A 26876-nucleotide genomic window follows, 5' to 3' on the forward strand; every position below is an offset into this window, starting at 1 on the left:
TCTCCGCTTAAACATAGGCATCACTCCAAGTCGATTTTATATTCGGTGGTAATCGTATCTTCCGGGAGGTAAAACTCATACGACTCTCCGGGCGCCTCTTTGCCGTAGAAGAAACGCGCAAAGGGAGATTTATATTCCATATCGTAAGTTAAAACGTAAGGATTTGCGTATTTTCCTTCCTTCATTTTCGAATCTTCTACGGCAGTTTTACTTACCGTTTTGAATCCGTCTTTCTCCTTTACGAAGTAAAAATATTGTTTTTCGTTAATTGATCCGGAACCCAATACGAAACTTCCGCTCGTTTTAGCGTTATCTTTAATTGAGTAGATTTCTGTTTTATGCGGATTAACCGGTTTTGTTTCAATGCAAAACGAAGGAATTACGGCTATTAGAAACACGACTACAGCCGCTACTACTCCGAAGAACGCTCCGAATAAATACTCGATAAACCCCGGATAATGCGCATTACAAACAAATATAATGAACACAGTGACCGAAACAAGGCATGCCAGAATATAAAGCCCCATTTAATGCGCCTCCTTTATCGTCATAATATTTTCGTAGCTCGACATAAACGGAATCCGAAAGCCAATCGTTTTAAACTCATACGTCTTACCGATTTCAATCTCCGCGTACAGATCGCTGGAATTAAACTTCCGCGCAAAAATTGCGTCAGTGTTTTCGAACACTTTTGCGTTGCCTTTATCGTCGTCTCCGAAAATCAGATACTTAGAAGAATCGCCAGACGTTTTTGTTTCTTTATCCGTAACCTTAATTACGTAGGTATTTTCGTTATGGTAAGACACAATCGTATATACCGGCGCCGCTACCACGAAAGCAAACACAGCCAACGCGATTACTGTAATCGTCCCCCACGCTAAAAAGCGATTCATTATTTCGCCTCCCCTGGTTTTATAATCTTCTCGCGAACAAGATACGAAAGCCCAATCGCCACCGCATCCGATTCATCATCTGTCCGAAATGTAAAGTCGGCTGGGAGCGAAAGTATCCGCCGCACTCCCGCCTCTACTTCGTCTTTTGATGCGCTACCTTTTCCGGTTACGTCCTTCTTAACCGTTGTCGGCGTGATCTCTACATCCGCCTTATAGCCGTATTTGCCGAGCGCTAGGTCGATGACCGCCCACGCACCAAACACCGTTTGTGTCGATCGCTTGTCGCGTCCTTTCGTGAAGTGTTCCCGGACAACAACGTCAAACGGTCCATGTTCGTGGAGAACCATCGTTGCCGCGGCTTCGATATAGGAATAACGGTGACTGTCCGGCGACTTGCTTGTCGTACTGACAGACGTTACGTGTACGAGATTCACGCGCGGCCCCGACTTCAGCCGTTTGACTTCGAGAACTGCGAAGCCGGGATTAGTCGATATGTCTAACGCGAGGATACGTATAGGCTTAGCGCTAGTCATCGTTGCTCCTTTCTAACCGATAAAATAGGGATTCCGAGAAAATAAAATTTATACTTCGGTTCTTTAACCGCACTATCTCTTTGAATACGCTTACCACGGAAAAAGTCTCCGATATATACGTGAGAGTTTCCATAGGCGGACGGTTCGGTTAAATTCTCACCAATGAGATTGCCGGAAAAATACCCTTTTCTTTTTACTCTGATAATATCTCCACGCTTATATCCGCATTCCTTGTGAGAATTTTTTGCTTTCACAATGTCTCCAATATTGAAACGGCCCATCAAACCGCCTCCCCTTTGCGTACTTTTTCGATGAATTCCAGCGCCCCGGCGTACTGCCTTTTCGTAGAATCGAAGACATTCGACCGTTTGACTCGCGAAACCTTGTCACGGATCGCTTCCAGTTCGGCTGCCGTAAGTGATTGTGCAATAGCCGTCTTGTATCCGTTGAATGTCCAGCCGTTAAGGTCGACCGCCATCGGCTTTCCATCGTCAATCGAATTCTGAATTTCTACGAATCTATCGAGCAGCACGTCAATGTCTTCGTGTCCGATTTCGAGGCCAAACGCCCGTATGTCCGGCGTCTTTTCGAATTCTCCATCTTCGTACTCCCACGCCTTCTTCGATGCGTTTACGTAGAGGATTACGTATAAGTCAACGCCATACATCTCCGCATAAGCGACGCACTGCTTAACGTGTTTTTCATCCGGCTTCTTCAGCGAATAGAAAGACGTACGGGCTGCGCTTGTTTGCTTCGATTTGATTTCGAGGCCCACGCGCAATACCTCGCCATCTTCGGTGACATAGCGCATGATGCCGTCGCATGTTCCGAAGAGATGAAACGTCTTACCGCCGCGATTGATCTTATGGTTCCGCTTGGCGAAATCCTCAAACATCGGCGTTCCGTCCGGATTGCGTTCGAAGCTAAACGGACAGGGCCGGCCGACTTTCTTTTCGAAATGTTTTTCCATAAAGAGAAGATCACGCTGAATCATATCGCCAATTGCCGTTCCGATGCGAGTCCAGCGCCCTTGGTACGGAGGCTTTCGCGTTATGTCTCGCGGATCGCCTAGCGCCTTATGGTAAAGTTCACGCGGGCAGGCATTCGCAGATGACGGTGAGAAATACGGTTTCTTCGGAAATACTTTCGGGGCGTCTGCGTACCATTTATGAATCTGCGCATCCAATGCGTTATCCCACGTTTCCGGCAGCGAGTGCCATTCGTTTAGATATTCGATGAGTTCATCCGCAATCTGCTGCGCATAGCCGGTCGGTTCGGGAGGTGCCGGTGCTAATTGGGCGCGCAGTGAGTTTGCGGCTGATCGTGCGTTTGAATTCGTCAATTAATCACGTCCCTTCATCGCGCGGTCGATAATATTACCGAGTTTGGCGAACATATCGTGATCTTCCGGAAAAGCACGAACCAAACGAATTAAGTCCGTATTATCCAACGCAACCATATGAACTGTGCGGACAATTGCGTTCTTTGGCTTAAACTTTAACGGCCGATCCACGGAGTCTTGGACGATATTCTCGAACGCGTGCCTTCCTACATGTGGTAGATAAAGTCGGAATACTTCAATCGTCGCCTCTACGTCATTAAGCGCCCGATGATGTCCTTCAAGCGAAATGGCGTTACGGTTGGCAACGTCCTTGAGGCTCGCTGACAATTCAGGCTCAACAAAACGCGCCATAGCTCTCGTACAGAAGAAGCGTTCAGGCTCGATTCCACCTCGACTGATAAACGACAGATCGAACGGAGCATTTTGCGCGACAACTATAGACCCGCCGATAAATTCGTTCAACTTTTCCAGCGCTTCGGATTCTGTTGGCGCGCCTTCGAGGTCAGCCGCAGTAATTCCCGTAAGCTTCGTAATGAATTCGGGCAACTCCCGCCCCTCTTCTAGCGCCACCATCGTATGAAAACGATCAATTTCGTTAAAACTTTCGTCAATCTTAATCGCGCCAATTTCCGTAATTTGTTCGGACTGATAATCGAGTCCTGTCGTTTCTAAGTCGAGTACAACGTAAGTTTTCGCCATATTAAACCGCCTCCCGTTTTGTTTCTTCTTCGATAATTTCGCGCACAAGCACCGGAACAAATTTTCCGATGGCCTTACGTACAGCTTTTTCTTCGAAATCTTTCGGTAGACTGTCGGATTCTTCTTTAATAAGGTCGTCGTATACCCGGCCGCCTAAATGCGAGAGGATTACTCCCATATCGGATAGTTCGAATTTCTCTTCGATAACAGATTCGTCCACCATTTTTCGTAAAAGCTTATCGATGCGGCCTTTCGTTGCAAACGTCCTTACGAAGGTTTGCTCGGCGTTCAGCTTCGCAGGATCGCGAGGAGCTTTCTGCGGCTGCATCTCCCTGAACGAATCGCTGACGACTTTTACGAAAAGCTGCCTGCCGAAATTATCTCGATAGCTTACGTTCTTTACGACAACTCCCTCGCCGCCACCCACGTCATTCGCTAGCGCACTACGCCCAACAAAGTTTTGTAAATGATCGAAGCCCCGATATTTACCTGCGTAAAGAATAGGAGCCAAAGTAAGTCCAAGCCGGAAAGCCTCCGCAACAACAGCCGCATGTGAGAGATAGATGCCCTTTTTCTTGTCGTAAATATCAAAGAGGTAAAATTCATTCTTATTAACGCCGTAATCCACCTTGTGCTTAACGAGCCATTCTCCGAAATAAATGTAATCACCGTTGAGGCGATATTGGTCAATTTCTTGCGTGTATTCGTAGAACCCTCGTAAATTATTCTCGGCGTCTAGTTTTCTATTGCGCGAAAAAGCCTCCATTTCGACCGTATCTATATTAAATGTGAAGGATGCATTTGCTCCGTCTAGTTTTTCGTAAACAACTACGTAGTCATTTTCGGTAAGAACGCCCTCAGTAGTACGATGACCTAGGCGTACAACGTCCGTATATTTTTTCATTTCGCTCATTAGATCGCCTCCTTGTTTTTAAACCATTCGTCAACCGATACACCAACGCCCCAACGGCGCATTATTTCAATGTCGGTTTTATTCGGGATATTACCGAAAACGTACGTATTAACCATTACGTCTTCGAAGTCTTTAACGTCATCTTTCGTAATTGTTTCCGGAACTAAGAGCAGTGCTTCGTCATGTACTACGCACCAGATTCGCCAGTCTCCCCGACCTTCTGCTGTCTTTCGGTCGCAAAGCTCTTGAAGCGCAATCATAGTCGCCTTAGTCTGTATCGCTGCGGAACCTTGAACCCTTGCGTTAGTTGACTGCGTATATACAGCCGAATAGTGCCCTTTAGCGTTCCGATCCTTCGCGTCAGGCAGGCGTCTCTTACGCTGGCTGTGATCCATCCATACGTAGCCGTGTTTTTTAACGAAAGCTTGATTCGATTCGACCCACTTCTTAACAACCGGAAACCTTTCGAAGAAGCTATCGAGGAACTTTTGCGCTTCCTGCTTCGTAATTCCGATGGCATCTTTAAGCATGTTAGCGCCGCCCCCGTAAGCAACAGCGAGCATGATAACTTTCGCTTGTTTACGATAAACCGATCCGTCTCCGCATTCTTCAATCGGCTTGTTAAAAACCTCGGAAGCAATGGACGCGTATAGGTCGTTTCCTTGCAGATAGTTGTCGACAAGCTTCGGATCTTGCGAGAAGTACGCTAAGCACCGGTATTCTTGCTGACTCCAGTCTCCGCCGAGTATTGCGTAGCCTTTAGGCGCAACGAACAACTTACGTGCTTCCTTCGGCTGATTCTGTAGATTGACGCCGGTTCCTCCGGATGAAAAGCGTCCAGTTTTTGCGCCATTTTGATTAAAGTTCGTGTAAAGCTTTCCGGTCTTACGGTCAATCAATTCCGGTAGAGCGTTGATGTACGTTGAGTAGAGCTTGAATAACTCTTTATATTCGAGAAGCTTTTTAATGATCGGATGCTTTTTCGCGAGTGGTTTCAATACCTTCTTCGCATCAGTAGAGGCTAGCTTTTCCCCCGTGACTTTTTCTAGCGCTGGTTTAAGCTGGGCCGGCGAGTTAATATTGATGTCGCCTAATTCATCGATTATCTCCGCGTATAAACGGTCGATCTGCGCTTTAATTTCCTTACCGTATTCCTTCGCGAAATCTAAGTCTATATTGAATCCGGTCGACTCAAGCTTCTGCACTACGCTGATTAACGGAACTTCTACCGTTTCATAATATCGAAGAATCTCCGGAAATTTGTTGAGCTGATAGCGTTGGAAATCTCGAAGTTTTCGTGTTACATCTCCGTCTTTAGCAGCGTAGGCAAGCGCAATTTTCAAGTCGCTGATTTCGTCAAACCCGATCTTTCCGAATAAATCTCCGTAGGTATCCGATTTAATTCGCAGGTACTTAGTAACAAGATTCTTCAGCGCAAAGGACGGCTCGTTTTCGTTAAGCAGCCTCATAGCTTCCTGAGTATCCCACGTTAATCCACGCAGCTTAATACCTTCGCGAGCAAGCATGTGTATATCGAACTTGGCGTGGTGCGCTAGTTTACCGATCGATTCATTTTCGTAATACGGCCGCAACTTTTCGAGCACATAAGCGTTGTCTAATTGCGGGTGGTCCGTTTTGTGCTTTGTCGGGATATACGCATGAACGTCTGCTTTAATGGCGGTTATTACATGGCCGACAATGTAGTCGTTCCATACGTCGGTGCCCGTCGTCTCAACGTCGAATACGATCTCTTCTTCGTCTTCAAGCAACGCAAGGAACTCGTCAAAGCGCTCAGTATCCGTAATCAGCCAGTAATTATCCGGCGTGCTCTCGACCATCTGCCGCAATGTTTCTTCGCGCTGCCGTTCCTGAAGCGTCTTCCATAGCCGAAGCGCCTCCGCCTTGCTGAACGCTTTAGGGTTGCCGGCCTTATTAACGCAGTCAGCTGGATCACGCGCTAGCTTGCCGGCATCCATAGCCTCCTTGACTTCCGTTACCCTTTTGCGGTCGGAATCCGATAGCTTCATCGCGAATATCTTGCGCCAACTGTCCTCGATCGGCTCGGCGGTCTTGGCTTTCGCCTTCCGCTTGGCCGTCGCCTCTACTGCGTCCGATTTCGGTGCCGCCGGCTTCAACGCGTTCATATTTAACCGTAAGCCTTCCATCCGTCGTCCTCCTTCCTCGCGAAGTAATTGCTTGTTTATTCCGCCTGATAGTTCATAATTCCGTATAGTAGCGCTAGTGATCCGAATAAAATAACGCCCATCCATTCGTGGTTAAGCCCGGATGTAACTCCCATTCCCACGAAATAAGCGCCGAATGTATACGAGAATACTCGATCCACTTTCGTCATCATAAATCGACCTCCTCCGTCCATCTTCGCCTGTATTCCGTTTCGTTTTTCGCATACCATTCCGACCAGCATGACGGCCCGCACGCATAAACCTCGAAGAGCGAATCGTAAATTGCTGATCGCCCTTCGTTAAGGTTAGCGTTACATGCGGCGCAGACGGCGGCCGGCTTAGCGGTCAAAGCGTGCCTCGACTGGCGTAATGAGTTCGATATCAGACGGCAGTTGAAGATTACCGAATTTTGCAGTAGGCGTCTCTACAGCGAGTAGAGTTCCGTTAATACGTGTTATTTCACCGATGTCGCCTTCCATGTTACTGGAGCCTGACGCATTAATAACGCGTGCGATATCGCCTTCCTTATACTCGCCAACCTTACGTCCAATCTTCGCCCACTTCGCTTCTTCGGCTTGCTTACGCTCAATCTCGGCGACTTCCTCTTCGGTTAAAATTTCGAGCTGGTCAGGCGTTGCACATCCAGACCCTAGAAAACAGTCGCCACCTTCGATTCGAATGCGTTTGCCCTTCTCATGGTCGAAATTGTTATCGGAAACCTTGTAAATCTTACCGTTCTCAAATCCGAGTAAAGGGAACTCTCCACCGCCCGACTTCAACCGCACCTTAGCGCCTTCTTTAAATTTAGCACGTGCCGCTGCGTCTTTAGCTTCGGCAACTTCTTCGTCAGTGGCGCGGACGAGTTGACGTTTTGGGACGTATTGATTTTTTCCGTCTTTAAGCCTACGGGCACACTCGTTAATCGTCGCTTTAGCAATGTCTTTGACTATTTCAACGATATCTCCGTCGGTAAAACAATGGTAATCGGTAGCGTTGACCACCTTCGCATAATCACCGACCTTCAGGCGATCAGCTTCTACGCTTGCGTCGCTTACTTTGCGGTATACTTCGAATTCGTCATCGCACAGCACTTGTGTATCAAAGTCGTCTCCATCATCGTCAGTGATCCAAGGATCTCCGCACGAATCAACGTAATCAATTTCGTAGTACTTACCCGCGGTTAGATAACGTTTAGGAGCCTCATCGAACTTAACATAGTCGCCATCCTGCGCTTCGCTCTTGTCGATCCGTACGTACCCCGCTTCACCCTTCAACGCAGCCACGTCGGATTTTAACGTTTGGAGGTCGGCTTCCACGGAGCTGACACGTTCTTCTAATGATGGATCAATGCCGGCGGATACTTTGCGGAAGAGTACGTAATCGTCGTCATCTCTAACCCGTTCATCATTTACGTCATCCAGGAATCTAACGTCGTCATCATGGTCGGCGTCCTCCGTAATTTTGTAGAAAGCACCGTAAGTAATGTCGTAGCCACCTTCCTCGGCCAGTACCAAGTCGTTTTCCTTCGGTAAGCCTTCCGTCTTCAAATACTCCGCACCGCCATACGCAACCTTCGTAATTTCACCGTTCACCATATCAATCGTTTTTACGCCTTCTAATTTCGCCATTTATACCGCCTCCTTTTTAATCACAAGAACGTCTTCTCTTTGCGCGTAACCCTCAACGTAGTCAGCTTCGACCTCTGATACCCAGAAATCATTACCGCAACAATCGCAAGCAACGCCGTAAGGATCGAGATCCAGCTCGCTTTCAAAGATATCGTTAGCTTCGTACTCATCGCGAGCCTCAACGAAAATAGTTCCGTAGTCACTTTTCTCATAGCCGCCTGTGCTCATATCGCTGTATTTAAACCACGCCATTATACTGCCTCCGATTCGTTAATCTCCGTAAGCTCTACGTCTTCGCGTCGAAAATTCAAATCCATCCGTACCCACCGCTTGCCTTCCTTCGATTGCGGCCCCCAATATTCGGTGAGCTCGCGGTTTTCGAACATCCACACGGTAGGCACCGGACCGTTACCGATAAGCACGCCGATAAAGTAATCGACTTCATCGAGCGTATACGGTGTCCGGTCGCTTTTCCGCGCCTGAACGATGAGGCTGCCTCGCTTCTTCCGATCATAAATCGTCTTCACCTGAAACGTTTTCCATTCGCCACTCAACGGACACTTTGCGCTAATATCGAACGCCTCTTCCGTCTCGGACGTACTGACCGCCTGCCAGCCGCTAGCCAGCAGCGCAGCACGGGCGATCAGTTCCGAATACTTGCCGGTATCTTCTGATTTATGCGCCATATAAGCGCCTCCTTTTCGTCTTAGTGTCGATTAGAACGGTAACTCTTCGGAAGTAGGTTCGTTAGAGTCTGCCGATTCTTTAGTCTCTGGAACTGGCGGTAACTTAGCGCGGTCAATCTTCGCTTCTTCGTCAGCCTCGTGCAATAACCCGATGATGTCCGCTTCTTCACGGAAGTTAGCGAGTTCTTCGTATCCGTAGTCGATTCCGATAAACTTTTTCGCTTCAGCCAACTGTTCTTCTGTCGCGTCTCCCGACTCAATAGAGAACGTTTTGTCTACCTGCTTGATATGAATCGCCTCTCCTACGAGTGAATAATCCGGATTAAATTTGCGGCCCATCTTCTCGGCTTTATCATAGTCGGCTACAAGGTTGTTAATATGGAAATCCTTCGTATCAATTACGCGATACGTTTTATATTCGAGATCGTAAACTGGAATCATTGCGTAAAGCTTACGCGGTGCCCCGACCAAGCAAGACGGGCAAACTACCGGATTTGGCTTTTTAAACGCACCGTGATCTGGCCGGATTGCTTTCGGCGAATGCAGACAAGTATGTTTACGGAAGTGGTAAATATTTCTCTGACCGTTGTAAGTGCTGTGTTCGTGAACATAATACGCAAACCAATCGTCAGGATCTGCGAGAATAACGAATGTACGACCTTCCGCGTTTACTTCTCCATGCTTACCCATACGAACATACCGCGTTACACCTTCCGGAAATTCGCCACCTGATTGTGCTGCTTCACGTTGTGCCTCACGTTGTTTCAAAGTATCTCTTAAGCCCATTCGTTTTCCCCCTACGTTTTTATTAAGGCTTTTCGCCCTCGCAAAATGCCGGTATCTGCGCCCGAAACGCCGCCAGCGCTTAGCAGTAGCGACGCGACACGGATTACCTAACGGCCGCCCCGACATTCTCCGAGGACGCGACGCGCCTGTCATGCGTCGTCTTCGCCAATTTGCGTCCACATGCCGAAAAGTATTAAACCGATAATGACGGCGGCAATTGGGCCGATCCACGTAAGATCAGACATAAGCCGCCACTCCTTTCGCTGCTTTTGTAAGCTTGCGTTTCAATTCGAAGGACTCGGCGGGTAATTCATCGATTCGCATCTGAACCGCATTGATTCTCGCTCGGTACGCCATCTTCTTCGCTTTTGATCGCGTCCGTTTTAGCTCGTATGTCAGGTGCGCAATTTCTTCGTTAAGTTCCGCGACATACTTTTCGTTATTCTGAACCGCAGCCTCTACGCTTTGTTTCATTGTGTCGTACGCTTCGTTGATAAATCGGATCGCCGTATTCTTTTCGGGAGGATGAACGGTCAGTACATAATCGCTATTTGGCGCAAAGAGTATAACAACCCCTTTTCCGCCATACATACGCGCTTCCTTGCCGTTAGAATCTACGGTGATTCCGAGATACTTTGCGTGTTGAAGCTTTTGCGCAATCCAATTACGCGCTACGTGTAAATTCGTAATATTGTAACGTTCCTTCAGTCGCTTACGTGCGTGGTGCGAAAACTTGACTTGGCCGGCGGTAATCATCCGACGCGCACCGCCTTAATCGGGGTTGCCGGGAAATAGTCGGCCGGGTCTTCATCGCTTGGCCATGCGCCTTGGTAAATAAAGTCGGTGAGTTTGCGCTCATCTAGCGCTAAAAGCGTTTGAGATTCGTTAAATGTGGGTAAAATCGATGTATGCATAGTACGTTAGCCTCCGTTATTTTAAGGATAATCGCACTAGGCCGAGGACATGTTCGCATCATTGTTCCCTTGAATTCGTTGACAATATGCAATACAATGAGGACGTAGCGAAAGTCCTTCGGGCCTAGCTGCGACAAAAATATTAAGCTGTTAATTCGCGTTGACAGTTTGTTCGGAATCGCTGGATGAATCTGCAATGTGACCGGGCATTTCCTCCAAAACGTTGCGCCAACAACGTGGAAACTTCCGTATCGTTTGTACATCCGCGAGTCCAAGTATCGAGAATAAGTTTTTTTCTTGGGTCGTCCTGCGCCAACAGGTCGACTTTTTCTTTTATTAATACCGCGTCCTCAACACTCGCCAAAGTGTCTGTCGGCTCCCAAACGGTCCCTTCTTCGTTAAATGATTCGATAGCAACTTCGTCCCTTGATCGCCTACTCTTCAAGAATCTATGCCGCGTTTCGCGAATAATGCGTTGTATTAGCGCCTTTTTTTCGCGTCCATTATCCGCAAGATTCTCTAACATCCTTCCGATCGCTTGGTAACACTCCTGTTCAAATGCCGTGAAATCCGGAATCAGGTGAGCGATGCGTTCCGATTCTTTAGTTACATACGGAATCGCGCCGCTGTCGGCTGCTAACTTAAGCCTATTAAATTGTTTTTGTTCCACTTTGTTATCTCCTTTCGCCTTACACTTATATAACGGGTAGGCAGTGAATGATTTTGCGACATTGCTTTTGAAAAAACTTTTATTAATTTCTTCTATGACCATATCGTACCAAAAATTCGTTTGTTTTTTCGGAAAGTTGCGATATTTATATTATGGAAATTTAGTCAACTCGTTTATAACAAAAAGAAAAAGAGCCCGAAGGCTCTGCTTGTATTATTATCAACCTCCGGGACGAAGTTCTGCCGTCCCAAATGTATTATCACTACTAGCATAATCTAATCCTTTAAGCTGTCCTGCTACTGAAAAAATCGCTGCGATCACTAAAACACTCAATAAAATCTTCTTCAAAATAAAACATCTCCTTTTTGTTATGTTTGTAACTACTTAATGTTTCTAATAAATAAGGGTGTATACCTGTGGAGATCAGATCCGAAGCTATAAGGGCTGAAATAAAGAAGTTAGATTTGTAAAGGAATTTTCGGTGGCCTTCGAGAAGATTATCAACCCCCCTTTTTATATATAGCTTTAAGCATTCATAAAAACTGTCTCCCTCTTCTAAATAAACCACCTCCTTCAAGTCTTTGAGATATTCATTTAACTTTTGTCTGTCTCCTCTACACAAATATCCTTTTGCCATTACTAGGTTATTATAAGAGTCATTTATGAGGTAATCCACTCCAGTTTGTTGCATTAGTGAATAACTCTTTTCAAAATGTCTAATCGAATCTTCAGGATCATGAAGTAATTTAGTCATTCCTAGAAGATACGTAGCATCTGCTTTTAACTTTGGAGAAATGTTTGCCTTAAGTATAATGTTTGCGTAATGAGCCGCAGCTTTAAGGTTATTTAATTTCAGATAAGTAGGAGCGATCATTTCGGCAAACCTATGGATGTAGCACTCTTTAATAAATAACTCCCTTTTATCATTCATTTTATTGATGTTTCTGCCGATTTCCATTGCATCTGAAATTACTAGGAAATACTCTCCTAAACTGTAGTTTCCGTAGCATCTGTATATTCCAGCCAATATGTGAAGTTCCTTGTCTTTAGATGCTTTCAATTCATTCATTTCCTGCATCATCTCTTTAATAGACAACTTCATAGACATATAATTTAATATAGTTTGGTACATAGAGATATAAGCTTTTAAATGTGCTTTCCCTTTGTGCTCATTAATTAAATACTGTAGTAACTCAGTATTTCGGGTTATCGCAGCGTACTCGAATGCCTGCTTAACCATTTCTTTTGAATTATCGTCTAATTGAATACACCATTTTGAAATCTTACTGTCTGGATCGTTTGGGAATAGCAAGTGCGCCATCACTACTAATGATCTAAACCCAATCGTACCGTCTTTTTTAAATTTCGTCATTGATGATTTATCAACCCGTAGTTCTTTTGCTATCTGAGAATACTTTATATCATGGTCCTCGATAAAGTCACAAAGTTCTCGTCTTATCGCCTCCAACTATGGAGAGCCCCCTTTCTGCAATTTCTTGAATTATTTACAATTTAGAGTATAATTGAATCATACGATAAATGTTCAGCGGTGTCTACATTTTTTGTTCAGTAGTGCCGACATTTTTTAAAAAGGAGTAACTAAAATGGTTGATTTCTCGCCTCTATATCAGACTTTAAAAGAAAAAGGGTTGAAACCCAGTCACCTAAGAAAGTGTATTTCTCCGGACACACAGGCAAGTATCAAGAAGCAACACATGACTAAAAACGCTACTATGTACATAGGTACGATCGATATTATATGCCAGTTTCTTGATGTTCCTATCGAGAAAGTAGTCCGAATACTGCCTGATGATGTGGAAAATTAACTGGAATTAGGATATAATTCCCTCCGTGACACCTTATCTGATATGGTACGGAGGTGTTTGTTACGTTTAAGGTCGGCAAATGTCGGATACCCGAACTATGCAAGAGGCGCGGAATTAGTCTCACTCAACTCGCAGCAAAGGTCGGAGTATCAAAAACGCAAATGTCCGATTACGTCAGCCTTCGAAATCTGCCGAGCATCGAACGAACCTACAATATCGCGATGATGCTCGGTTGTGCACCCGAAGAGCTGTACGAATGGATTGAGGTATCCGACAGCAACACGGAGGGTTAATACAACCTCCGCCGACCTAAAGTACGGATATTCCCGAACCTAAACGTAATCCTGTACTCACGACCTCCGCACGATCATACACGTCTCGCAACGCTTCTGCACCGCGCTTCATCAATAGTTCATCAGCGTCTTTCACCTCCGTAATATAACCGTGCGCAAGCCGCACCTTTCCGATCAAATAACGCTCGATCTCCTGCCGTAACTTTTCGCCAGCTTTATCGTTATCTGTAACCACCGTTAATTGTTCGATAGGTGACTGCGCAATTATGTCCGCCTTTTGTAAATTAAATGCGCTGCCCCCGGTTCCGATCGCCGGAATGCCTGCCGTTCGCCACGCCATCGCATCGATTTCAGCTTCGCATATCACTGCGCATGTAAGCCGCTGGGCATATACGAGATCCATTCCGTAAACTAAGTACCGTATAGGCATGCCGCCTTTTACGTACCAGAACGCCTTTCCCTTCGTCGCCCTGTACTTAACATTAGCCAGCCTCCCGCTAGGAAGCCGCCAAGGGATCGCGACTGTATTTCCGGCAAGTGATACGCCGGCCTCTTCTTGTACCACGGCTTCAATGCCTCGGCCTGTCAGATAAGCGTTAAGGCCCGGCGTTGTGCCTGCGAGGACTGATTCCGCTAAAGGCTCCGGCTTTGTCACGGCCTTTAATTTCGGGAGGCGAAGTGTTAGACGGCCTCCTTCAGCCGCCGGCGCATACGTATCTATCAGGTAATCGGTTGTGTCATCTTCAGTCTCGCCGCGCAGGAAAGCGAGCAGTTTAACGAACCCACCTCGCGCAAACTCTTCATCATAGGCGCCTGAGTCGCCCCAATAGCCGGCTTTTGCGGTCGCTGTGTCTTCGAGGTAAACATAAAAGCTCGGCGTCCGATCGTAACGAAAGGGACTGGCGGCCAGCAGGCGTTCATCGCCCCACGTCGGCCGGGTCCATTCGAATTGTTCGAGTTCATACCGAATATCGACGTCTACAGAACGCCCATCCAAATTTAATATCGGCAATTCGAGACACTTCCTTTCGAGACTTGTAAATTATATTACGACATTATTACAAATAGTACAGTCGCAATTTGTCGAAACTATTAAAAAATTCAGATGTAATTATTGACAATATAATCCGGTAAATTCCATACGCTCTAAAACTCGAACACGTCCGCAGCATCGGCGCCTGTCTCCGGCTGTTTCACTACGCCTATTTGCGGCAGATAGATAATTTCTGCGACTTCCCCTTCGCCGCCGTCGCGCCCTTTGTTCAATCCGATCAAGCCGCGACCTTCTTTCGCGTTCGTATCAACCGCGATCAATAACGCAGCATCTTCGAGCAGGGCTTTCGTTTTCTTGACGTCCTTACGCTGCGACAGTTTAAGCTCGCGCGCTCCATCCTCGGCAGCCTTCTCGTCATCCTCATCAGCTTGTGTAAGCGCAAAGAAAGTCGCTTTCGTATGCCCGGCCAGACGGCGCAGTTTTTGCGAAGTATTAGCCGCATCGCCACCCGCCGTCTTTGACGTATTGGGCTCGTAATCGAGATAGTAAAAGGGGTCTATGAGGACTACATCGGCCTTCGTTTCGATAATGTCCGATTTTAGATCGCGTAAGGACCGCGAACCGAAGTCTTCGTCGTCGACAGCTCGCACGGTAATGTTTCCCGGAATGATTTCGTTAAGCCTATCGAGGAATTCCATAAAACCCGCTTCGAACTCATCGGGCAGTTTACCTTGTCGAACGTCTCGCGAATTAAAGCCAGCTTCCATGTCAACGCCGTCAAGAGTCGCAGTCGTAACGCCCATGCTTCCGGAAATCGATACGTACAGGCGCACGAGCACTTCGTACCAACCCATTTCCATCGACCATATCAGAACGTTTGCCCCTTGCATCGCGCAGTTAATGACTTCCTCTAACGCAATGGCCGACTTACCGCGCCCGGACTTACCGTAAATTACGTACACGTTCGATGAAACATAGCCTCCCATGGCCTTATTAATAAAGTCGAATTTGCTGCGCCATATCCGAAAGGACTCGCCTGCCTTACGGTTTTCGTACTCCGTTTTAAACTTGTCGATGTCTCGCTTGATATCCGTACCGACCGAATTTCGAACGTTTGTTCTCATTTTAAGACTTTCGCCTAAGCTCGTCAACCACTCAGCGAAACTTTGCATATTCCCCGTTTTTTGCGCCTGTTCGAATCTCTCCGTAAACTCAGACGACTTAATTTGCTTCTGCGTCTCAGGATCGACCTTGCCGTTAACCACTTCGATAAAGTCGCGCTCAGCCGCCTGATTCTTTAGATTCTGCGCAAGGTAATCGTAGCTTGCTTCGATATTAAAATCCGGCTGAAAGTCCGGCACTTCATTCGCAACCATCTCGGCCGTCGGCGCTTGGCCTCGGTATTTCTCCGCATAATCCATGACGTACCGGAAGGCCTTGCGTTCGCCCTGCGTTTGGAAGTCGGCTTCCGAAACATTGAAGCGCAGCAGGGCGTTCGGGTCGTTCGCTTCGATGGCCTTCGATATTAGTAGAGTTCCGTAATTCATGAGCGCTCCTCCCTTCGATTTTTACGAAAGACAATCCGTCTAACTAATGCTCTTACTCCTAACGCAATCCCCTCCGCCGTATATAAAGCGCCTTCCCCGATATAGTAAATCGCGACTAGTGGTAAGTATATCGGAGATAGGACGAAGAAGATCACGTTTTCTATGCGTACCTGTTTAGCCCACTCTTCATCCGTATAAATGTATCTAATTCTACGCTTCATTCGCCCGCCTCCCGTCTCAATTTCGTCATAATGGCGTCAGCCTTCGTTTTATACTCCGCATCCCCGAACGCCTCGTGCAGGCGCATGTAATCGTTGTATTCGTCCAGCAGCCCGTCAATTTCCTTCGCAACCTCCTGCGCTTTCTTTTTCGCCATATTACTCGCCACCTTTTTGAGTCCTTTTCCTAACTCCGCGACGCTCTCTACGCTTGGTAATGTCGGAAAAATGTCCGCAATATGAATCTCAGTGCCCGTCGGCTCCGGATAGTTCGTCACGTCATACGTTAAGAGGTAATCTTCTGCGAACTGTTTCCGGCAGACCAGCCGTAAGTCAGTTTCGAATGCATCGAGGAATTCACCGTTAATGGCGTCAGTCAACTCGAACTCGACGTATTCGCTTACGCCCCACTCATCGGTTTCCTTTACTTCACGCCAAGCATCGACGTAGAAGATCCGATTTTCGTATCCGGCAACCGAGACGATATCTCCGAAGGTGAATTCCGTTTTCATCTACGCATCCCCCTTTTCGATTCGCCTACGAATTCAATCTCGCGGCACAGGTCGCCAACCCGATCGGCCAGACGTCGCTCACCGAATACTTGCCAAAGCTGATCGAGCGCGATGTTGCTCGTGTACACCGTCGGTAGCTGATTCGTTACCCTTGCGTTAATTACGCTGTGTAAATCGCCCCGGAAGCCCTCTGACGCACTACGGATGCCGATATCGTCTAGCACCGCAAATGGCGCCTTTTTCGCCGCTTCAAGCGTACGATAATAACGGGCGGCCGCTGGCTCTGCGACTGAGTCTGGAACACGCGGGCGGTTGAATTCGTTAAATTCGTTCTGCCAATCGTTCACATCGAGGAAATATGCAGGACGTTGTAACGGTTCGAGGCCGCGCCGCAGGGAGCCGCTATAGTGGACGCGTAGCCATTCGTTAAGAAGTGCGGCAGCCGTCGTTGTCTTTCCGGTGCCGGGCGATTCGCTGAATAGATAAAGATCCTTGATACGGTCGGTCGGCGCAACCGGTCCGCTTTGTTCGAACTGCCGCCCGAAGGATGACGCATACACTTCGGCCGACTCGTAGGCTTTGGGCTGGTCGGCACGTGCTGGCGAATTCTGTAGCGTCACAAGTCGGTACTCTCTCGGAAGGCCTGCCGCCCCCGATCGTCCTCCTTCGCCTGATGCGCCGTGCATCGCGATAAAATGCGTACAGTGGCGGGTACATGCGTCAGACCCGGCCGCTTTGCATCCGTCAGCGAGTACGCAAGTGTTTTCGTTAGTCATATTCGCGGACCTCCTTTCGTTAATAGATTGGATTGTATAGATGCGGGACAATATAGGGCTCTTTTCCGTCTCCGCTATCTTGAACGAGCATTCGCATATCCTTTATACGATGATGCTTCGGTAGCTCTTCGACTAACGCATGATAGCCGGTAAGTTCCTCGGATATTTCGATCGTTTCGTTCGTGTAAAATTTTCCGCTCGGCTTGAAATACGTGACGTTTACTGTCTTCATTCGCCCACCTCTGCGCGTGAGTCGTCGATGATTCTTCCGATTTGATCACGTTCAATCCAGTCACCCGTGTTTTCCTTATACAGGAAACCGTCATAAATGCCGTCAACGTTATCAGAGGTTATAGTAAACGTTTTACGTTTAGAATAGTAATGACTGTCACCACGATTTCCGCGAACAACGTCACCCACACGAACTTCAGTCGGCTGCGGTGCGTTTAAATATCCGTCCGGCACCACTAAGCCCATCGCACGTCTTAGCGCAATTGCCTTTCCGATATGAACGTTGAAGCAGTCGTCAGGTGCGGCTTTGGCGATTCCTTTTGCTACGATTTGACCATCCGCTCCCTTCCGTAAAATTGTAACTACGGTTCTTTTCTCGTAATTAACGATAAATTCCGCTTTCGTATTCCGGCCATAAGCGAAGTAGTATTCGTATCTATTCACCTGTTCCTTAACGTCCGCCTTCGCCTGCTCAACGATTTCATCGCGTCGGGCTTGTGCTCGTTCTTTAATCGCCTCCTGTCTGCCCTCAGCGACTTTCTTCATTTCATCGCTACGGAGAAACGCAGTATATTCAATTGTCTTCGGAAGCACGAGGACATCTTTTCGTTCGTTTGCGTACGCTTTTACGAATGCTTCCGAATATGGAGCACCGATTAGAATATCGCCGAACCTCGACTTACATCCGATATAATCCTCGCCTACCTTTTCGAATACCGTGCTCGCACTAGCAATAACCGTTTGATTTACGGTTTCCATTTCGTCAGCCTCCTCGTTTTTAACTTCGCTGTTTACGATGACTTCGTATTCGATGTAGTCGATATATTCCGGCATTCCTAAAACTCGTATGCACTTATGGACCGGATCATTTGTGTATTCTGCTACGAAAACATCCCCTTTTTCATACGCTTGCTCTTCAATCGGCGAAGCATACGTAATCAACACGCGCTCGCCGGCTTCGGCTGGTCGCTTTTCCGTTACGATGATTTCTACGTCATCCCTTAGTACAGAGGATAGTCCGCGAATCCCTCGCTTTGTTAGTATCGAAACGCAATTTTCACGCTCGACCTCGTATACATTGCCGATCTTCTCCGCATACCACACACCCCCTACAGTCGCCTTCTTAATCCGTACATACTTTTTCGTTTTAGTCATTCCGCAATCCCTCCCAAAATTTTTTATAAAAACCGAACACATATTCGTATTTATGTGGTACAATATACCTAAGTTACCGAAAGGAGGTTCGATTCATGACGCGTATTATCAAAAACTTCGCAACCGTTGCTCTATTCGTTGTTATTCTCGCATTCTTTTGGAAGGCTATCCCGGCGCTTCAAGGGCGCTAATTCTCGGCGTCCAGCCGCCGGGCGCGCTAGAACCACGTATCATCCACGCCGCTATTCCGTTCCGCCCTTTTTTCTTCCGCTTGAATTGCGCTAACCGCCCGCTGCAAGATCGGCCCCTTATACTTCATCATCCATCCGAAACTCACGCCCGGCCATTCTATGGACGGCTTATAATCCGCGAAACACATATCGATGAATCGTTTCGTTATCTCCGGCCCATATTCGCCCGGCTTTCGTTTCGTACCGACCCAACGTCCGAGCATACCGGCTTCAGCTTGGTATCCGCGAAAAGGTGCATAAGGGACGCCGTAGAGCCGTTGGTGCTCCGCTTTTAAGTACGCTTGGAAGTCGCGCGTATTCCACTTGGCGACCGGCTTTGATTCATACGTTGTCATACTTACCGCCAACCTTTCGTTTTATTTTCGTAAGTTTTCCGCCTTTCACCGCAAATTTATAACGTCCGTGTCCGTGAACCTTAACGAAGTAGTAGCCGCTATTTAAAAAGCGCCACGGCCTCGAATCTACATGTCCGTTTATTCTTACGCCGCCCTTTGCGATTAACTCGGACGCTTCTTTATACGAGGTACCGATCAGCCGGACTAAGGCGCGATCCAACCGGAGCATCAAGCGTTCACTCCTTCGATTTCGATTCCGAGAAGTCTCAACGTTTCTTCCACCGATTGCCATCCCTGACGAAACTGCGATCCGGATTCCCCTCGTTCTTCGAGACGATCTTCAGTCCGCCGCAAATCGTAGTAATACTCCCGCACCTTTTCCTCCGGCGTCTTTTCGACTTCGTATCCGTTGACCAATGCGGCTGCTAGCGTTAGAATGTCGAGATCGTTTAGCGAATCACAGTGTTCTAACCATTCGCCTGTTGCGTGGTACTCAAGTACGTCTGATTTCGTCCATTCCGCGGAATAAAGATGTAGTAAGGCATCCGCCTGCTCCTTCGTGATTGTTGGCTTCATTTTAGCGCCTCCTTTGCGATTCTATTGATTTCCCTAAGAACGATATCTTCCGTAGAAATACTCGATACGGTCGCAATTGTGCTAAGCGCAGGCACACAGCGCCGGAGTTCCTTATTCCGTAGTTCAAGTTGCGCATTCTTCGCCTTCAACCGCTCGTTTTCGCCAATCAAATCCGCCACAGCACAGCGTAATCGTTTAACTTCTTCGGTCATCGCTTGCCCTCCCATTCCGGAAACATTGATTTCACGAACTCTTCCGCCGTCAATTTGCGGTCGGTCCCGTCTTTAGATGCGATAATGAAGCCTTTCGGATTTGGTTCGTCGCGAAGCTTAATACCATACATGTCTGCGATCTCCTTTAGAAATCGAACATTAACGTCATTTTCAGTCACGTTCCCGCCGCCTCCACTCCGTGTATTTTCACGTTTTACCGCTTACCCTACCGATTGCCCTCGACCGCTAGTAAAGCCGTTATTTCCTCGCGAAACTCCCGTATTAATCGTGCTAATTCCGCCAGCGATGTCGCATCCGAGTCGCGCAGCCGTCGATTCATTACGTCCATTAGCGCGCGTTCGACCGTCGAATGAAACGCGACCTCACGCCACTTTTCCTTCGGCGTCGGATCAGCGTTCGGGTTCTCCGCCAGCTTCTTCGGCCAGTTCGGCGCTTTTGTCGGATCGGTGAAATAGCGTTCATTTACGATAATGTTAAGCGCGTCGGACGTTAGTGTGTAATCGGGTGAGATCGGGATTTCAATCGCCATAGTTATCGTTACTCCTTTCGTTAATTAGTCGCAATACCTTTTCGCTTAAATCGGATACCGCTACCTCTACGCCCCCTTCGAATTGAACGCGAGTAACCGGATGAAGATCGTTGAGCGCTTCGTATATAGTAGCGAGCTCATATTTCGTAAACATACCGCACATCCTTTCGTTTATTAATAAGACATAGCAATCGTTCGCTTTCGCTCACTCTTGCAGATGTTCTTTATCGCGATAGATTTATTAATTAATAAGTATCTGCGCGAAAAGGTTTTAATTGAGCGCTATTATTAGTTTAGTTAAATGAGTATAGTTAATTGAGTTTAGTTCGTCTTCAAACTGTGAAGTACCTTACTTCAAATCGTGAAGGGGGCTATTGCCGTTTTTTGAAGTGCCGCCCGCCACAAACCATTCCGGAGGCTCCCACAGCGTATATTCATTCGAAGTCTGGCCGTTCTCATTTTTGCGCTCTTTGACGTCAATGAGTTCGAGTTCTTTCAGCCTACGCAATGCTGCCCGCACCGTGTTCGTTGAGCATCGGCATTTATCCGCGATAGTCTGTACGCTCGGATGCGATTTCTTGCTTGTGTTGTCTGCGTGGAAACACAGGACTGCGTACACAAGCTTCTGCACCGGCTTATCTAAATACGTCTCGTCTGCGATTACTGACTTCGTAACGCGTACGAATCGGTGATCGTGAAAGTCGATCGGACGTTTAGCGGTTGTCATTTCGTAATCACCTCTCACTTCTATAACGGGTAGACTACCGTCAATTTTGCGACATGGACTACGAAACTTTTTTTCGTCTGTCATTAATAACTGCGTAATAACTTCCGAATTGGCACAGCCTTTTCGTATGCACTTCGGAAAATGGACAAAAAAATAACCCGGCCTTGTGGCCGAGTCATCGTCTCTGAGTTTTTCGCTTCTTATTTTTGTTTTCTTGTATCTGAAGTAATGGCGAATGCTTACTATGCTCTTCGGTCAGCGCTTTTTTCGATAGGTGAGTATAACGCGTTACCATACGTAAATCACTATGTCCGAGAATCATCTGTAAATGCCGAATGTCTCCTCCGTTTTCTAAAAACATCGTCGCTCCTGTATGTCGTATTAAATGGGGATGCACGCGCTTTTTGATACCGGCCCGATCAGCATAGTTGTTCAAACGCTGCCTAAAGTTATTAGTTGTCATCTTCTCGCCATAGTTTGCTAGAAAAACATATTCACTATCGAATTCTTCGTTCTCCCTTATAAGTTCGCGCAGCAACCGGAGTGTTTTATCCTCTAACGGGACGAACCTACCTCTTCGATTCTTTACGTCTTTTCCTTCGAGTATCAACGTTTTTGAACCGAAATCAATACTCGACTCTTTGATGGACAACACTTCGCCCACACGCATCATGGAGTCGATTAGACAAGTCAGCGCAACATAATCTCTAAATTCGACGAAAGATCGCTGATCCATCGCATTAAGGATCGCCCGCATTTCGTCAGGTGAAAGGATATTTATAGGACTCTCCGGATTTGTAATCAGCGTTACCTCTTCGAACGGGTTATCGTCCGCATACGCCTCTTTAATCGCGAAACGGAAGAAAGTCCGTATGGTCTTAATATAGTCGTTAACTGACCGCGGGGATAACCCCTGTGTCTTATGCTCGTCCAATTTGAAATTATGGCCGTCGAACTTTATTTTATCGTTGATTAGCCACGAAACAAACCCGCGCGCAAAGTCAACGTCAATATGGCGTATGTCTGCGGACACTCCGATCTCTTCCGCATAATCCGACAAATACCGACAAGCGCGCATGTACTTATCGATCGTTTCCTGAACGACGTTTTCGGCGCGTTTAGCATCGCATAGCCTGTCGAATATGTACCCGAGTTCGTACGTACCTTTTCGCGTTGTCTTTACCGAGGCCCTTCCGGCCTTCACACGTTTACCTTTTCGGTTTTCTGAATGCATAAAAAATCGCCTCCCATTTCGTATGGAAGACGATTGAAAAACGGTGCGCCACGCTGTCCCAATCGGAAGCGTTACGCTGTTTTAGTCACCGGATAAGTCAACGTTTAGTCAACGTTGATATACCGCGGTTTAATACGTCGATGGAGCCAAGGGGGCTCGAACCCCTGACCTCTACGCTGCCAGCGTAGCGCTCTCCCAGCTGAGCTATGGCCCCGTGCGGTAACGTCATGTTTTATTATAGACGAGTTTTCTTTAAATTTCAAGCCGGAAATTCAGTTTGCCTACATTTTTCTGAGATGTTTTTCAAACATAAAAAAAGACCCTCGAGGGGCCTCTTCGTTTATCGCACCAACATGATTAAAATAATGCCGAGGATAACACGGTAAATGGCGAACGGGACAAGCTTAATCCGATTAATAAGCCGAAGAAAGAATTTGACGACTAAGAGAGCGACGACAAAGGCGCAGATAAAACCGACAAGAAAAAACGGAATCATGTCAGGAGAAAGACTGCTCCAGTATTTCACCAGCTTCAGAAGGCTTGCGCCCGCCATAATCGGAATGGCCATAATAAATGTGAAGTCTGCGGCTGCCCGGTGATTCAAGCCGAGAATGACACCTCCGGCAATCGTTGAGCCTGAGCGGGAAAAGCCGGGCCACAAGGCGAGACATTGGAATAACCCGACACAGAAAGCCTGTTTGTAGGTGATTCTGTCTACCGTATCGATCGTTTCTTTCCTTTTATTGATCCAGTCTGCAATCAGCATAAGCACGGCTCCTGCAATTAATCCGTAAGCGACCGTTCTGACGGAGAATAAATAGCGGTCAATAAAATCCTCAAATAAAAAGCCGAGAACCGCCGCCGGAACAAGACCGACAGCGATTTGCGCGATGGTCAGCCTGTATCCCTTCTGCTGATCGCGCGTCACGTTTTTTTTGAGGCCGAGTAAATTTAATATCCGATCCTTAAATACAATGGCCACCGCTAAGATCGAACCGAGCTGGATCACCACTTTGAAGGAATTGGCGGCTTCCGGATTCATCAGGCTTCCGGATTTCAGCCAGATGTCATCCGCTATGATCATATGTCCCGTGGAAGAAACCGGCGCGTATTCCGTCAGCCCTTCCACGATTCCCAAAACGGCTGCTGTGAACATCTCCCATAGTGTCATCCTATTCTTCCCTTCATTCGTCATTTACAAAAGAGAAGCTCTCCTTTAAAGGAAAGCCTGTCTTATAATAAATATCATGTCCGTTCCGATTTTATGACTTCGATACAGCATCATTTTTTTCTTCTTCATATAAATGCGAGCGCATTTTGAACCAATCAAACAGATGGGTTGTGACCACTTTGATGACCGCATACCCCGGGATGGCTAAAATAATGCCGACAACCCCGAAGAGCTTTCCGGCGGTTAAAAGAACAAAGATGATGGTAATCGGGTGAATGTGAAGATTTTTCCCCATGATCTGCGGAGAGATTAATTTTCCTTCCACGAGCTGGACAACGGTCCAGACAATCGCAAGCTTCAGCAGCATAAGGGGCGACGTGACCAAAGCGATAATAATCGCCGGCGTGATGGCAATGGTCGGCCCTAAATACGGAACAACACTCGTACAAGCGGCAATGACCGCAAGCAGGGATGCATAATCAAGTCCGATAATCAGATAGCCGATAAATAATAAAAATCCGATGCAGAAGCTGACGATGATCTGCCCTCTGATATAAGAGCTTAATCTATGGTTCATTTCGCTCAGCATCGTATACGTTTGTTCTTTCAGACGGGTAGGCACAAACTTTAATATATAAAACGGCAGTTTTTTGCCGTCTTTCAGCAAATAGAACAGAATAAACGGAACAGTCACAATAGAAATGATCACTTCCGTCAGCGCGCCGATAAAATTCCCGACCCCGGTAAATGTGCTGTTTGCAATTGTCGCCGCCTGCGCCGATACTTTATTTGCAAGATCGGAAATGTTGATATTCATCGTTTTTTGCGCCTGATTTACAAAATCGCTTCCAATCAGGCTTTTCGTCTGATCTTCAACAATATCCACATATTTCGGCAGGTTGTCGATCAGGCTCATAATCTGTTCCTTTAAAAACGGAATAATTGAAACGATCGTAATCGAAATCAGACCTATTATAATGAGGTAAAGGAGCAGGATGGAATAAACTCTTTTCACTCTTAATTTTTCCAATATATCTACGATCGGATTGAGCAGATAATAAACAATTCCTGTCAAAATGACGGGGAGCGCAATTGTTTTGAGCAGGACGATAATGGGTGTGAAAATAAATGATGTCTTCGTAAAGACAAGGATATTGAGACCGATGAGCAGCAATACAAGCAAAAACAAGACAAATTTATTGTCTAAGAAAAACTGTTTAAATCTGCCGCCCCATGTTTGCAATGTTTCCACTATTGTTCCTCCATCATATGTATTTTACCTAAATTGTACACTATCGTTCCTGTAATGAAAAATAATAACTGGCCTCTATTGGAATTTTCCCTATACCTTTGCCGGGCAGTCTTTTTCCATTTATGTTTCTGTGAAAAACAGCTATAATGTAAGCCAATACATAGAAGGAGCGATAGCAATGATTCGATTTGCAACAGTCGGAACGAATTGGATTACAGAACGATTTCTGGAGGCGGCTTCTGCTATTGATGATTTTCAATTAACGGCGGTTTATTCCAGAACTGAGGAACGTGCGGCGGAATTTGCCGGCAAACACGGCGCTGCTCATTATTTCACCAGCCTAAAAGAAATGGCAGAAAGCGAAGCTTATGACGCGGTGTATCTCGCCAGCCCGAATGCATTTCATAAAGAACAGGCGATCCTTTTTATGGAACACGGCAAGCATGTGCTGTGCGAAAAACCGTTTGCGTCTAACGCAAGGGAAACGGAAGACATGATTCACGCAGCCAAAGCGAACGGCGTTCTTTTGATGGAAGCCATGAAAACGACGTTCCTGCCGAACTTCCGTATGCTTCAAAACCACTTACATAAAATCGGACCCATCAGGAGATTCACGGCAAGCTACTGCCAATATTCATCACGATATGATGCATATAAAAACGGAACGGTGCTTAACGCGTTTAAACCTGAACTATCGAACGGTTCGTTAATGGACATCGGCGTGTACTGTATTTATCCGGCCGTCGTCCTGTTCGGCAAACCGAAAGACGTCATTGCGACCGGTCACAAATTATCATCCGGGGTTGACGGCGAAGGCACGGTTATTCTATCATATGACGGATTTGAAGCGGTGCTGATGCATTCAAAAATCTCAAATTCGTTTGCCCCGGCGGAAATACAGGGTGAAGACGGCACAATCGTACTGGACAGCATTCACGGGCCGGAACGGGCGGAAATCCGCTATCGTGACGGACGCACGGAGGACATTTCGGTCCCTGATTCGAAACCGGCGATGTATTACGAAACGGCTGAATTCATCAATCTTCTTCGAAACGGACAGCAGGAGTCTTCCGAAAATACCTTTGAACGTTCTTTCATTACGGCAAGCATTATGGAAGAAGCGAGAAAACAAATCGGAATTGTCTTCCCCGCCGATCAAAACTAAAAACATCCGCCCGGCTTCGGGCGGATGTTTTTTATTTGGATGCTAAAAGATCAGCGAACGCTTTTGCATAATGCGGTAGGTCAGGCGGGCGGCGGCTTGATACAATGTGGCCGTCAGTTACGACAGCTTCATCAAGCCACTGTGCCCCTGCATTTGTCATGTCGTCTTTGATGCCGGGCGTGCTCGTTACTTTTTTCCCTGCGAGAATTCCGGCCGATATGAGCACCCAGCCCGCGTGGCAGATCTGGCCGATCGGCTTTTTCTGCTCGTTCATCGTACGGATGATGTCCAAAACTTCCGGATATCTTCTCAGTTTGTCAGGAGCCCAGCCGCCAGGCACGAGCACGGCGTCATACTCCTGGATAATCAGGCTCTTAAAATCATAATCCGCTGTCGCGGGCACGCCGTATTTTCCTTTGTATGAACGGCCGGCTTCTTCTCCTATTAAATGAACGATCGCGCCCTCCTCCCGCAGCCGGTAGACGGGATACCAAAGCTCTAAGTCTTCAAAGTCGTCACTGACAAGCGCTATAACTTTCTTACCTTCTAATCTCATCACTGCCACTCCCTTCTTTTATGTAAGTGTATCGCTTTTTTCAGCGGA

The 26876-nt window shown here is 47.0% G+C and carries 36 protein-coding genes and 1 tRNA gene; 2 read left to right on the plus strand and 35 right to left on the minus strand.

Translation table 11 applies throughout. The features are described from left to right. Nucleotides 1-20: 20 nt before the first annotated feature. From QRX25_RS14855 to QRX25_RS14935, 17 genes are all read right to left on the minus strand, one after another. Nucleotides 21-527 (minus strand): hypothetical protein, encoded by a 507-nt coding sequence (locus QRX25_RS14855; protein ID WP_212098954.1) that lies wholly within the window; start codon nucleotides 525-527, stop codon nucleotides 21-23. After that, on the minus strand, nucleotides 528-893 hold the full coding sequence (locus QRX25_RS14860; RefSeq protein ID WP_212098956.1) for a hypothetical protein: 366 nt from the start codon (nucleotides 891-893) through the stop codon (nucleotides 528-530). It lies immediately after the preceding gene. Further along, nucleotides 893-1426 carry a crossover junction endodeoxyribonuclease RuvC gene (locus QRX25_RS14865; protein WP_212098959.1) on the minus strand — a complete coding sequence of 178 codons (534 nt, stop codon included), beginning with the start codon at nucleotides 1424-1426 and terminating at the stop codon, nucleotides 893-895. The genes QRX25_RS14860 and QRX25_RS14865 overlap by 1 nt, the downstream gene beginning before the upstream one ends. Beyond that, the gene (locus tag QRX25_RS14870; protein WP_212098962.1) at nucleotides 1423-1707 is read right to left on the minus strand and encodes a hypothetical protein; all 285 of its coding nucleotides are present in this window, start codon (nucleotides 1705-1707) and stop codon (nucleotides 1423-1425) included. Before QRX25_RS14870 ends, QRX25_RS14865 begins: the two co-directional genes overlap by 4 nt. Continuing rightward, nucleotides 1707-2768, minus strand: a complete 1062-nt coding sequence (locus tag QRX25_RS14875; RefSeq protein ID WP_212098965.1) for a hypothetical protein — start codon at nucleotides 2766-2768, stop codon at nucleotides 1707-1709. Before QRX25_RS14875 ends, QRX25_RS14870 begins: the two co-directional genes overlap by 1 nt. Next, nucleotides 2769-3467 (minus strand): 3'-5' exonuclease, encoded by a 699-nt coding sequence (locus QRX25_RS14880; protein WP_212098967.1) that lies wholly within the window; start codon nucleotides 3465-3467, stop codon nucleotides 2769-2771. Nucleotide 3468: 1 nt separating this feature from the next. Further along, on the minus strand, nucleotides 3469-4380 hold the full coding sequence (locus QRX25_RS14885) for an RNA ligase family protein (RefSeq protein ID WP_212098970.1): 912 nt from the start codon (nucleotides 4378-4380) through the stop codon (nucleotides 3469-3471). Then, complete coding sequence (locus QRX25_RS14890) at nucleotides 4380-6545, minus strand: DNA polymerase (protein WP_212098973.1); 2166 nt, start codon at nucleotides 6543-6545, stop codon at nucleotides 4380-4382. Before QRX25_RS14890 ends, QRX25_RS14885 begins: the two co-directional genes overlap by 1 nt. 35 nt (nucleotides 6546-6580) lie before the next feature. Continuing rightward, a complete protein-coding gene (locus QRX25_RS14895; protein ID WP_212098976.1) occupies nucleotides 6581-6736 on the minus strand; it encodes a hypothetical protein in 156 nt (51 codons plus the stop codon). Nucleotides 6737-6901: 165 nt separating this feature from the next. Continuing rightward, nucleotides 6902-8191, minus strand: a complete 1290-nt coding sequence (locus QRX25_RS14900) for a hypothetical protein (protein WP_212098978.1) — start codon at nucleotides 8189-8191, stop codon at nucleotides 6902-6904. Beyond that, on the minus strand, nucleotides 8192-8443 hold the full coding sequence (locus QRX25_RS14905) for a DUF7296 family protein (RefSeq protein WP_109680462.1): 252 nt from the start codon (nucleotides 8441-8443) through the stop codon (nucleotides 8192-8194). It abuts the gene before it with no gap. Then, nucleotides 8443-8877: a hypothetical protein gene (locus tag QRX25_RS14910; RefSeq protein ID WP_212098981.1), complete on the minus strand. Its 435-nt coding sequence runs from the start codon at nucleotides 8875-8877 to the stop codon at nucleotides 8443-8445. The genes QRX25_RS14905 and QRX25_RS14910 overlap by 1 nt, the downstream gene beginning before the upstream one ends. A 30-nt stretch (nucleotides 8878-8907) precedes the next feature. Further along, nucleotides 8908-9663 (minus strand): single-stranded DNA-binding protein, encoded by a 756-nt coding sequence (locus QRX25_RS14915; RefSeq protein WP_212098984.1) that lies wholly within the window; start codon nucleotides 9661-9663, stop codon nucleotides 8908-8910. 237 nt (nucleotides 9664-9900) lie between these two features. Next, nucleotides 9901-10419: a hypothetical protein gene (locus QRX25_RS14920; RefSeq protein WP_212098987.1), complete on the minus strand. Its 519-nt coding sequence runs from the start codon at nucleotides 10417-10419 to the stop codon at nucleotides 9901-9903. Further along, nucleotides 10416-10577, minus strand: a complete 162-nt coding sequence (locus QRX25_RS14925) for a hypothetical protein (protein ID WP_212098989.1) — start codon at nucleotides 10575-10577, stop codon at nucleotides 10416-10418. The genes QRX25_RS14920 and QRX25_RS14925 overlap by 4 nt, the downstream gene beginning before the upstream one ends. 142 nt (nucleotides 10578-10719) lie before the next feature. Then, nucleotides 10720-11247 (minus strand): hypothetical protein, encoded by a 528-nt coding sequence (locus tag QRX25_RS14930; protein WP_212098992.1) that lies wholly within the window; start codon nucleotides 11245-11247, stop codon nucleotides 10720-10722. A 283-nt stretch (nucleotides 11248-11530) separates the two neighbouring features. Beyond that, nucleotides 11531-12715 carry an AimR family lysis-lysogeny pheromone receptor gene (locus QRX25_RS14935; RefSeq protein WP_212098995.1) on the minus strand — a complete coding sequence of 395 codons (1185 nt, stop codon included), beginning with the start codon at nucleotides 12713-12715 and terminating at the stop codon, nucleotides 11531-11533. A 411-nt stretch (nucleotides 12716-13126) separates the two neighbouring features. On the opposite strand from QRX25_RS14935, the gene QRX25_RS19785 reads away from it, so the two are divergent. Next, nucleotides 13127-13366 carry a helix-turn-helix domain-containing protein gene (locus QRX25_RS19785; RefSeq protein WP_212098998.1) on the plus strand — a complete coding sequence of 80 codons (240 nt, stop codon included), beginning with the start codon at nucleotides 13127-13129 and terminating at the stop codon, nucleotides 13364-13366. Between the two features lie 16 nt (nucleotides 13367-13382). Here the strand turns inward: QRX25_RS19785 and QRX25_RS14940 are convergent, their stop codons facing one another. From QRX25_RS14940 to QRX25_RS15020, 17 genes are all read right to left on the minus strand, one after another. After that, on the minus strand, nucleotides 13383-14363 hold the full coding sequence (locus tag QRX25_RS14940) for a toprim domain-containing protein (protein ID WP_258415697.1): 981 nt from the start codon (nucleotides 14361-14363) through the stop codon (nucleotides 13383-13385). Between the two features lie 149 nt (nucleotides 14364-14512). Next, complete coding sequence (locus QRX25_RS14945) at nucleotides 14513-15907, minus strand: DnaB-like helicase C-terminal domain-containing protein (protein ID WP_212099004.1); 1395 nt, start codon at nucleotides 15905-15907, stop codon at nucleotides 14513-14515. 217 nt (nucleotides 15908-16124) lie between these two features. Then, nucleotides 16125-16637 (minus strand): YodN-related protein, encoded by a 513-nt coding sequence (locus tag QRX25_RS14950; protein WP_212099008.1) that lies wholly within the window; start codon nucleotides 16635-16637, stop codon nucleotides 16125-16127. After that, complete coding sequence (locus QRX25_RS14955; RefSeq protein ID WP_212099011.1) at nucleotides 16634-17413, minus strand: ATP-binding protein; 780 nt, start codon at nucleotides 17411-17413, stop codon at nucleotides 16634-16636. Before QRX25_RS14955 ends, QRX25_RS14950 begins: the two co-directional genes overlap by 4 nt. A gap of 19 nt (nucleotides 17414-17432) precedes the next feature. Continuing rightward, on the minus strand, nucleotides 17433-17645 hold the full coding sequence (locus QRX25_RS14960; protein WP_212099014.1) for a hypothetical protein: 213 nt from the start codon (nucleotides 17643-17645) through the stop codon (nucleotides 17433-17435). Next, nucleotides 17642-18799 (minus strand): hypothetical protein, encoded by a 1158-nt coding sequence (locus tag QRX25_RS14965; protein WP_212099017.1) that lies wholly within the window; start codon nucleotides 18797-18799, stop codon nucleotides 17642-17644. The genes QRX25_RS14960 and QRX25_RS14965 overlap by 4 nt, the downstream gene beginning before the upstream one ends. 217 nt (nucleotides 18800-19016) lie before the next feature. After that, nucleotides 19017-19385 (minus strand): hypothetical protein, encoded by a 369-nt coding sequence (locus QRX25_RS14970; RefSeq protein WP_212099020.1) that lies wholly within the window; start codon nucleotides 19383-19385, stop codon nucleotides 19017-19019. Continuing rightward, complete coding sequence (locus QRX25_RS14975; protein WP_212099023.1) at nucleotides 19372-19614, minus strand: hypothetical protein; 243 nt, start codon at nucleotides 19612-19614, stop codon at nucleotides 19372-19374. Before QRX25_RS14975 ends, QRX25_RS14970 begins: the two co-directional genes overlap by 14 nt. Then, entirely contained in the window at nucleotides 19614-19961 is a 348-nt protein-coding gene (locus QRX25_RS14980; protein WP_212099026.1) for a hypothetical protein, read from the minus strand. The genes QRX25_RS14975 and QRX25_RS14980 overlap by 1 nt, the downstream gene beginning before the upstream one ends. After that, a complete protein-coding gene (locus QRX25_RS14985) occupies nucleotides 19958-20173 on the minus strand; it encodes a hypothetical protein (protein ID WP_212099029.1) in 216 nt (71 codons plus the stop codon). The genes QRX25_RS14980 and QRX25_RS14985 overlap by 4 nt, the downstream gene beginning before the upstream one ends. Continuing rightward, nucleotides 20170-20304 carry a hypothetical protein gene (locus QRX25_RS14990; RefSeq protein ID WP_258415696.1) on the minus strand — a complete coding sequence of 45 codons (135 nt, stop codon included), beginning with the start codon at nucleotides 20302-20304 and terminating at the stop codon, nucleotides 20170-20172. The genes QRX25_RS14985 and QRX25_RS14990 overlap by 4 nt, the downstream gene beginning before the upstream one ends. A gap of 95 nt (nucleotides 20305-20399) precedes the next feature. After that, complete coding sequence (locus tag QRX25_RS14995; RefSeq protein ID WP_212099031.1) at nucleotides 20400-20723, minus strand: hypothetical protein; 324 nt, start codon at nucleotides 20721-20723, stop codon at nucleotides 20400-20402. 349 nt (nucleotides 20724-21072) lie between these two features. After that, complete coding sequence (locus QRX25_RS15000; RefSeq protein ID WP_212099033.1) at nucleotides 21073-21450, minus strand: helix-turn-helix domain-containing protein; 378 nt, start codon at nucleotides 21448-21450, stop codon at nucleotides 21073-21075. A gap of 175 nt (nucleotides 21451-21625) precedes the next feature. Continuing rightward, complete coding sequence (locus QRX25_RS15005) at nucleotides 21626-22684, minus strand: tyrosine-type recombinase/integrase (protein WP_212099035.1); 1059 nt, start codon at nucleotides 22682-22684, stop codon at nucleotides 21626-21628. Nucleotides 22685-22825: 141 nt separating this feature from the next. Then, nucleotides 22826-22898, minus strand: a tRNA-Ala gene (locus tag QRX25_RS15010). A 126-nt stretch (nucleotides 22899-23024) separates the two neighbouring features. Beyond that, the gene (locus tag QRX25_RS15015; protein WP_038463014.1) at nucleotides 23025-23855 is read right to left on the minus strand and encodes an undecaprenyl-diphosphate phosphatase; all 831 of its coding nucleotides are present in this window, start codon (nucleotides 23853-23855) and stop codon (nucleotides 23025-23027) included. 91 nt (nucleotides 23856-23946) lie between these two features. Then, nucleotides 23947-25107 carry an AI-2E family transporter gene (locus QRX25_RS15020; protein WP_013353344.1) on the minus strand — a complete coding sequence of 387 codons (1161 nt, stop codon included), beginning with the start codon at nucleotides 25105-25107 and terminating at the stop codon, nucleotides 23947-23949. Between the two features lie 178 nt (nucleotides 25108-25285). On the opposite strand from QRX25_RS15020, the gene iolU reads away from it, so the two are divergent. Continuing rightward, the gene (gene iolU / locus QRX25_RS15025; RefSeq protein ID WP_115997057.1) at nucleotides 25286-26272 is read left to right on the plus strand and encodes a scyllo-inositol 2-dehydrogenase; all 987 of its coding nucleotides are present in this window, start codon (nucleotides 25286-25288) and stop codon (nucleotides 26270-26272) included. A 31-nt stretch (nucleotides 26273-26303) separates the two neighbouring features. Here iolU and QRX25_RS15030 read toward each other — a convergent pair whose 3' ends face one another. After that, on the minus strand, nucleotides 26304-26828 hold the full coding sequence (locus QRX25_RS15030) for a type 1 glutamine amidotransferase domain-containing protein (RefSeq protein WP_013353346.1): 525 nt from the start codon (nucleotides 26826-26828) through the stop codon (nucleotides 26304-26306). Nucleotides 26829-26876 lie beyond the last annotated feature (48 nt).

The sequence above is a fragment of the Bacillus sp. L381 genome (assembly GCF_030284525.1).
Classification (GTDB): Bacteria; Bacillota; Bacilli; order Bacillales; family Bacillaceae; genus Bacillus; species Bacillus amyloliquefaciens.